This is a genomic window from Mesotoga sp. B105.6.4 (genome assembly GCF_002896535.1).
Taxonomy (GTDB): Bacteria; Thermotogota; Thermotogae; order Petrotogales; family Kosmotogaceae; genus Mesotoga.
Genome location: NZ_JWIM01000089.1, coordinates 1 through 1,167, shown reverse-complemented (window position 1 = coordinate 1,167; position 1,167 = coordinate 1). Strand labels below are relative to the sequence as shown.

Genomic DNA, 1,167 nt, shown 5'->3' with positions numbered 1-1,167 from the left:
GAATCGTAATGAGAAAAGGATTCATACCCCTGCAGGAAGTGAGGAACAAGATATACCTCAAGGCGAAGGCCGAACCAGAATGGAGATTCTGGGGGTTATACACCCATATCTGTAAGGTAGAAACACTGGAAAAGGCCTACTACTTGGCCAGAAAGAACAACGGATCTCCCGGAGTGGATGGAGTAAGTTTTCGGGACATCGAGGAAATAGGGGTAAGAAACTATATCCTCGAACTACTTCAGGAATTGCTCAAGGGAGAGTACGAACCATTGGAGTACAGAAGTCTATCCATACCTAAGGCTGACGGTAAAGAGAGGATACTGAAGATACCGGCAATAAGGGACAGGATAGTACAGGGAGCAATGAAGCTTATCCTAGAACCGATATTCGAAACGGACTTCCAGGAGGGATCGTTTGGATTCAGACCGGGAAGAAGCGCGCATGATGCAATAGAAAGAGTGGACAAGGAACTGTTCAAAGGAAAGACAGTTGTGATAGACCTTGACCTCAAAGGCTTCTTCGACAATGTCAAACACCATATACTCTTTGAGAAAGTTGCAAAGAGAATAGACGATCCAGAGATAATGCATCTACTGAAACTCATATGCAAGAAGGCGGGAAAGAAAGGGATACCACAGGGAGGAGTACTCTCGCCATTACTGGCAAACATCTATCTCAACGAGATAGACATAATGCTGGAGAAAGCAGGCAGAGTAACGGGAAAGGTAAGCTATGCAAGATATGCAGACGATCTTGTGGCCCTTGTCTATCCCGGAGAGTGGGTAGATAAAGTCAATAGGAGACTACTGGAAGAATTCGAGAAGATAGAGGTTCAGCTCAATGAAGAAAAGAGCAAGATAGTCGACATGGAGAAGGGCAGCTTTCAATTCCTTGGATTTGAATTCTCAATGGTGAAGGCCAAGAACGGAAAACGTAGACCTGATTACAGACCTAACAAGAAGGCTAGAAAGGCATTACTGGAAAAGCTGAAGTACCAGTTCCTTATTTATCGCTCCAACTCCTTGGAAAGACTGGTGGAAGCGATAAACCCAATATTGAGGGGCTGGGTAAACTACTTCAGGATAGGTAATTCAAAGAAAGTCTTCAGCTTTATTAGAGACTGGGTGAACAGGAAACTCAGAAGACACATGATGAGAAAGAAACAGA

The 1,167-nt window shown here is 44.2% G+C and carries 1 protein-coding gene; it reads left to right on the top strand.

Annotation, left to right across the window (positions count from 1 at the left end):
- Positions 1-38: 38 nt before the first annotated feature.
- Positions 39-1,167, top strand: a 1,129-nt coding sequence (gene ltrA, locus RJ60_RS14585; RefSeq protein WP_258006368.1) for a group II intron reverse transcriptase/maturase, incomplete at its 3' end; no start/stop codon positions are given.